Below are 5,879 nucleotides of genomic sequence, written 5' to 3'. Positions count from 1 at the left end.
CCGGCAGCAGCCCGTCGTTGCCTGATGGATCCAACCCCTCCGCTGCTATAGTGCAGTCGGCTTCTGACGTTCAGTGCAGCCGTCTTCTGAAAACGACAGCCGCGATGCTGAATTCACTGTTTACAAGTTGTCGCATGAATCTGTCGCGCGTTATAAGTTACCTGCGACAACAAATGCGACAGGTGCATCATGAAAAACGCAGGACAGCAGATTGGTTACGCTCGGGTTTCGACGCAAGGTCAGGATCTGGAGCAGCAACGGATTGCCCTAGGGCAAAACGGTTGTCAGCGAATTTTTGAAGAAAAGGTAAGTGGGGCTAAGCAAGACCGTCCTGAACTGAGTCGGCTGCTCGATCATTTGCGGCCAGGTGATGTACTGACCGTAACGCGGTTGGATCGATTAGCCAGGTCAACAACCGACCTGCTCCACATTGCAGAACGACTCAAAACTTTAGGAGCAGGTCTGTGTTCACTTGCTGAGCCGTGGGTCGACACCACCTCTCCAGCTGGACGCATTGTTTTAACGATATTCGCTGGGATTGCTGACTTCGAGCGCTCTCTCATTGGCGAGCGAACCAGTGCTGGCCGAGCTGCTGCGAAAGTCAAAGGCGTTCGATTTGGGCCAAAGCCTGTTTTGACTTCTGAGCAGATAACCCATGCACGTAGGTTGATTAATGAGGGGCAATCAGTGGCAGAGATTGCACGTCTTTTGGGTGTGCATCGAGCCACGCTATATCGTGCGTTGCCTGAATAGATAGAGCGCCGCTTATGTTCAAAAGGCCCCCATACTCAAGCCGAGCGTGGGGGCCTTTTTTGGTGGGCACGGAAACCATACCCCCCTACACTGGTCTACCACACCCCCAGCCAATGGTTTTACGCACGGTGGGCCACTGACTCGGATAAGGACATTCCCGCTATGCCGCTACCCGTCACGCCATCTTATGAGCGCCGCTTGCGCGACCTGCGCTCACTATCCCCCGAGACTGCCGAACTGGCCGAGCGCATCGCCTTGGACCTAAAGCCTGAGCTGTTGAGCATTGCGTCCGACACCCTTGAGGCCCAGTTGCTGGATCTAATGCAGGAAGTGGCTCAACAACATATCCGCTGTGTGACACGGCTATGGGACTGGTTAAGCGCTGTGGCCAGCGCGGGAGCGTTACCCGTTAAACATGTGGCCTTTTTTGTGTATGACGCGGCTGCGCTAGGCGGCCCGCACGGCGTGGTGCCCGAATGAGCGGCCGTTACGGTAACGGCAGCGACCCCTTAGCCGCGATCAGTACGTCGCCTGAAGTGCTGGCCACCCTGCGCTTGCACCTGCGCACGATCGAACAAAGCGCTGACACCCTGCAGGTGCATCTGGCCAGCGAACGGGCGCAAGGGTTTGTCGAAGCGCTGGAAGTGCTCAAGGTGCTTAAGCCCGCCGAACTGGAAAGCCTGTACCTGATCATGGATGACGCCGCTCAGGCGCGCGTCACGGCGCTGCTGCTGTGATCGGTGACGGGATTCACGAAGACGCGTTGCAGCACCTGGTACAACAGAACGCGGTCAGGGAGTTTGTCGCCGGCCGTGATACCACCCGTACCAAGTGGACGTTTTCAGTTCGTCTTGGTGGGCCGCACTCCCGGCTGATCCCTGTGCGCTCAAGGCGCGAAGTGATTCGGACCTGGGCCAGCTTGACGGCGGTGGGTCGCTTTGCCGAGGGGTTGGGCGTGCGGGGCTTTGCAGTTGAACTATGACCTACCATTGCGACTAAATCGCAGGCAAAAAAAACCGCCTTTAGGAAGGCGGTTTTTTCTTGAGTGCAGGTTAGGCCGACACTCAATACATCCCACGGGATGCACAGACAAGCTAAGTTTACGGCTCATAGTCCATGTCAGCAACAACGATCAGACGACGAACTAGGGCTGTATTGGAAAAATACCATTTTGATGAAGCCTCGGTACTTACCGAGGTTTCAACCGTTTTTATGGCGTTTCGTCGCATCCCCTGAAAAAAAACTGGCTGAAACGATCGCTTATCGAACCGTGCTCGCGTCCTGATTGAATAGCAGCTTGCGTGTTTCCTCGTCGACGACCGGAGCGGTGTTGATTCGTTCCGCCATCGCATATGCACGCTTTGTCGCAGGTCGATCACCTACTCGCTCAAACCAGCGAGCCAAATGAGGGAAGTCGGCAAGCTCTTGCTGCTGCCGGACGTGGGGCACAATCCATGGATAACTGGCCATGTCGGCAATGCTGTAGTCGCCAGCGATGTAGTCACGGCCATCCGCCAAGTGTTTATTCAACACGCCATACAATCGAGCGGTTTCCTTGACGTAGCGCTCCTGCGCATAGGGAATTGGCACCGGAGCGTATTGTACGAAGTGATGATTCTGCCCCGCCATCGGCCCCAACCCACCCATTTGCCAGAACAACCACTGCAAGGTTTCGTTGCGCCCTCGTAGATCGCCAGGAATGAACTGATGAGTTTTATCTGCCAGGTACAACAAAATGGCACCCGACTCGAAGACTGACAACGGCTGACCACCGTCCAGTGGCTCATGATCTACAATGGCTGGAATACGATTATTGGGAGCAATTTTTAAAAATGAAGGCGTGAATTGCTCCCCTTTCCCAATGTTCACCGGCACGATCCGATAAGGCAGGCCCGACTCTTCAAGGAATATGGAAATTTTGTGCCCGTTAGGGGTAGTCCAGTAATGCAGGTCGATCATGATCTTGCACCTCTACTGAATAATCTGAGGGAACATCGCTTTACGGGCGTCAGCATCCATTTCGGTCTTGTAACTGTGTTGGGTCTTCAGTGCTTCAGCTCGCTGGGCTGCCGGTCGCGCATTGATTTCATCAAGGAGCCGTTTGACGTTTGGAAGTTTCCCCCAAGCTTCGTCACCCAGGATGAAAGGTACTGCTCGCGCCCAGCCCCACACCGCCATATCCACCAGCGTGTACTCATTTCCTAACATGTAAGGCATGTTTGCCAGGCGGTCGTTGATGATCGTCCAGTGACGCCAGGCTTCAAAGGTGTAACGGGTAACGGCGTAATCTTTGGGGTCGGGGGCGAAGTGTTTGAAATGCACTGCCTGACCAGAGTACGGGCCGATGCCAGTCGCGATGAACATGAGCCAGGAATACATTTCTCCACGTGCTTTCAGATTGTCAGCGGGTAGGAATTTTCGGCTCTTTTCCGCCAGGTAAAGCAGTATGGCGTTGCTGTCGAACACTACGGTGTCGCCGTCAACCAAAGCCGGTGTCTTGGCGTTTGGGTTGATCTTGAGAAACGCCGGATCGTGCTGCTCTCCCTTGCGGGTATCGACAGGGATGAGTTCGTACGCAAGACCTGCTTCCTCGAGGAAAAGCGCAACTTTTGCGGGGTTGGGTGACGGGTGATAGTAGAACTTGATCATGTTGACTCCGTGTAGTGGCGGTCAGTGAATGTCGCAAAGTGCCAGGGGCGGAAGCCCAAGACTTTTGAGTGCAATACCAATAGCGTCTGTGACACACGCAGGATCAGGATTAATTCGCGCCAACACTCGAACGCCTAGCAATACGCTAAGGAGGTGATTGGCGCCCGCCGTTGCATTGACTTCTCCAGCAACGTCGCGTTGTGTGGTGAAGGCAACCAGCCGGCCTTCAAAAAAACTTCGAATTGTCTGGAGTTCATCTACCACTGCCTGACGCAAGTCTGCGTCATCTGCTCTCGCCTCGATGGCCGAATTTACCAGCAGGCATCCGCGATGAAGGGGATCGTTCAGCGTGCGATCTACCAGTTCTGCAAAAAATCTGGTAATGGCCATTCCAGAATGAGGCAAGCCTTCAAGACGCTGAATTCGCTCACGCACGCTGCATTCCAGATAGTGATCAAGGGAACGACGATAAAGACTGCGTTTATCGCCAAAGGCGTTGTACAGGCTTGGCTGGTTTAGGCCTGTGGCCTTGACGAGATCGCGGGTAGAAGTCCCCTCATATCCATGCGTCCAGAATGCCTCGACTGCGGCGGTTAGAACCATTGACTCATCGAATGTACGAGGGCGGGCCATTGACTGAATACGCTCTGCGGGTTTGTTACCGACCATAACACATGTTTTGTATCGATCGACACAAAACGAATTTTCGATTCCGTATTTTTCGGGTTTGCGCTGTTACCAATGGGTTGAGTGTTGGCGCTGATGGAAAATTGACCCACCCTGCCGATTGAAATTTGACCCAGGGCGGATTGCTGATTTGCGCATCAGCAACTGTGGATAAGTTTAGCAACGTAGCTGCTTTTTAATCCCTCCTTTCGATAGTCCAATGCTGTAACCGAAGACCTGCCGCATCCAGTCATGCAGCAGGTCGTCCTTTCCAAAAAATCAAAACGGCTCGTCGTCCTGCTGATCCTGGCCAGCCTTACGTTTTCGTTCCCGTGATTTGATCTTTGCCTGAGCCGCCAAGCTGCTGTGTTGCAGGCGGTAGGACTCGTTGCCCGTTTCGACGATGTGGCAGTGGTGGGTTAGCCGATCCAGTAGGGCTGTGGTCATCTTGGCGTCGCCGAACACGCTCGACCATTCGGCGAAGCTCAGGTTGGTGGTGATCACCACGCTGGTGTGTTCGTACAGCTTGGACAGCAGGTGAAACAGCAACGCACCGCCAGCCTGGCTGAACGGCAGATAACCCAGTTCGTCGAGGATGACCAGATCCATGCGCAGCAGTGCCTGGGCGATCCGCCCGGCTTTGCCGTCGTGTTTTTCGCGCTCCAGCAGATTGACCAGATCGACCGTGGAGTAGAAGCGCACGCGCTTACCGTGCCGGGTGATGCCGGACACGGCCAGCGCGGTGGCTAGGTGGGTTTTACCGGTGCCTGGCCCACCGATCTGCACCACGTTCTGCGCGGTGTCGGTAAAGGCCAGGCTGGCCAGCTCGCTGATCAGGCGTGCGTCGGCGCTAGAGGCGTTGAAATCGAAGCTGGCCAGATCGCGGTGCATCGGCAGCTTGGCCATGTTCATCTGGTGGCTCACCGAGCGCATGGCGCGATCTGTGTGCTCTTGTTCCAGCAGGTGTTCGAGCAGCCACTTGGACGAGGCTGTGTTCGACTCACCCTGTGCAGTTAACTCCGCCCAGGCCGTGGCCATGCCGTGCAGGCGCAGCTCCTTGAGTTCCGCCATCAAATCACGCATGACCGACCTCCTCGGCCTGGCCACGCAGGCGGTCGTAGCGCGCCGTGTTAGCGACGGGGGCTTCCTTGAGCGACAAGTGGGTTTCGACGCTGGGTGGTGGTTCGGATGCTGTCAGCCGTGCCACGACATTGAGGATGTGTTCGGCGCTCAGGCTGCCGCTCTCCAGTACCAGCTCAACGGCTACCAGCACGGCATCGAGTCCGGCGACCGGTACGGCAGCCAGGACTTGCGCCATGATCCGGTCACCGCCGGCATGACGTTTCAGTCCGTGCTTGAGCTGACGCAGCGGCGCTGGCAGATCAGTAAAGGGCGCTCCGTTGCGCAGCGCGCCGGGCTTGCGCTCAATCAGCGGAATGTAGTGCTGCCAGTCGTAGCTGACCTGTTCGCGATCCAGCAAGCGCGCATGGCTGGCAATCAGCGCGTCGTCAGCCACCACCTCGATTCGCGTCGGATACAAACGGCTGCTGACCCACTTACCCGCGTACTCACACGGCACCGAGTAACGGTTGCGCCCGACACTGACCAGGCAGGTGCTGGAGACCCGCGCAGGCCGCTCGACGTAACCGTCGAAGGCCGCGGGCATAGGCATCAGTTCGGCGCGCTCCAACTCCAGTACCTCGGCCACACTGAGCCCGCTGTATTGAGGGTGCGTCAGCTCGTTCCAAAGCGCGCGGCAGCGCTGGCCCAGCCAGGCATTGAGTTCCTCGAAGGAGTGAAACTGGCAGTCC

9 protein-coding genes are annotated in these 5,879 nt (G+C 56.4%); 4 read left to right on the top strand and 5 right to left on the bottom strand.

Annotated features, from left to right (window positions below; genetic code table 11):
- The first annotated feature begins 189 nt into the window (after positions 1-189).
- The 4 genes from ACZRN6_RS36230 to ACZRN6_RS36215 all read left to right on the top strand — a co-directional run bounded on the left by ACZRN6_RS36230 (position 190) and on the right by ACZRN6_RS36215 (position 1,735).
- Entirely contained in the window at positions 190-753 is a 564-nt protein-coding gene (locus ACZRN6_RS36230) for a recombinase family protein (RefSeq protein WP_106118790.1), read from the top strand.
- Positions 754-915: 162 nt separating this feature from the next.
- Positions 916-1,233: a hypothetical protein gene (locus ACZRN6_RS36225; RefSeq protein WP_106118789.1), complete on the top strand. Its 318-nt coding sequence runs from the start codon at positions 916-918 to the stop codon at positions 1,231-1,233.
- Positions 1,230-1,490 (top strand): hypothetical protein, encoded by a 261-nt coding sequence (locus ACZRN6_RS36220; RefSeq protein ID WP_106118788.1) that lies wholly within the window; start codon positions 1,230-1,232, stop codon positions 1,488-1,490. The genes ACZRN6_RS36225 and ACZRN6_RS36220 overlap by 4 nt, the downstream gene beginning before the upstream one ends.
- Positions 1,487-1,735, top strand: coding sequence for a hypothetical protein (locus ACZRN6_RS36215; protein ID WP_106118787.1), 249 nt, complete (start codon positions 1,487-1,489; stop codon positions 1,733-1,735). Before ACZRN6_RS36220 ends, ACZRN6_RS36215 begins: the two co-directional genes overlap by 4 nt.
- Positions 1,736-2,013: 278 nt before the next feature.
- On the opposite strand, the gene ACZRN6_RS36210 is transcribed toward ACZRN6_RS36215, so the two are convergent.
- The 5 genes from ACZRN6_RS36210 to ACZRN6_RS36190 form a co-directional block, all read right to left on the bottom strand.
- On the bottom strand, positions 2,014-2,712 hold the full coding sequence (locus tag ACZRN6_RS36210) for a glutathione S-transferase N-terminal domain-containing protein (protein WP_166589624.1): 699 nt from the start codon (positions 2,710-2,712) through the stop codon (positions 2,014-2,016).
- Between the two features lie 12 nt (positions 2,713-2,724).
- A complete protein-coding gene (locus ACZRN6_RS36205; RefSeq protein WP_200646073.1) occupies positions 2,725-3,402 on the bottom strand; it encodes a glutathione S-transferase family protein in 678 nt (225 codons plus the stop codon).
- Positions 3,403-3,423: 21 nt separating this feature from the next.
- Positions 3,424-4,005 (bottom strand): TetR/AcrR family transcriptional regulator, encoded by a 582-nt coding sequence (locus ACZRN6_RS36200; RefSeq protein ID WP_258178644.1) that lies wholly within the window; start codon positions 4,003-4,005, stop codon positions 3,424-3,426.
- Between the two features lie 342 nt (positions 4,006-4,347).
- Positions 4,348-5,151, bottom strand: a complete 804-nt coding sequence (gene istB, locus ACZRN6_RS36195; RefSeq protein WP_463919926.1) for an IS21-like element ISPst3 family helper ATPase IstB — start codon at positions 5,149-5,151, stop codon at positions 4,348-4,350.
- The coding region (locus ACZRN6_RS36190) for a Mu transposase domain-containing protein (protein ID WP_464009952.1) at positions 5,144-5,879 on the bottom strand (736 nt) is incomplete at its 5' end. The genes ACZRN6_RS36190 and istB, both read right to left, overlap by 8 nt.

This window comes from Pseudomonas sp. A125 (assembly GCF_055409485.1).
Note: the sequence above shows the minus strand (reverse complement) of the source record. Positions and strands in the feature narration are given on the sequence as shown.

Bases quoted from the DNA above. Each gene is read 5' to 3' on its own strand.
- ACZRN6_RS36230 (WP_106118790.1), top strand. From the start codon at position 190: ATGAAAAACGCAGGACAGCAGATTGGTTACGCTCGGGTTTCGACGCAA.
- ACZRN6_RS36225 (WP_106118789.1), top strand. From the start codon at position 916: ATGCCGCTACCCGTCACGCCATCTTATGAGCGCCGCTTGCGCGACCTG.
- ACZRN6_RS36220 (WP_106118788.1), top strand. From the start codon at position 1,230: ATGAGCGGCCGTTACGGTAACGGCAGCGACCCCTTAGCCGCGATCAGT.
- ACZRN6_RS36210 (WP_166589624.1), bottom strand. From the start codon at position 2,712: ATGATCGACCTGCATTACTGGACTACCCCTAACGGGCACAAAATTTCC.
- ACZRN6_RS36205 (WP_200646073.1), bottom strand. From the start codon at position 3,402: ATGATCAAGTTCTACTATCACCCGTCACCCAACCCCGCAAAAGTTGCG.
- ACZRN6_RS36200 (WP_258178644.1), bottom strand. From the start codon at position 4,005: ATGGTTCTAACCGCCGCAGTCGAGGCATTCTGGACGCATGGATATGAG.
- istB (WP_463919926.1), bottom strand. From the start codon at position 5,151: ATGCGTGATTTGATGGCGGAACTCAAGGAGCTGCGCCTGCACGGCATG.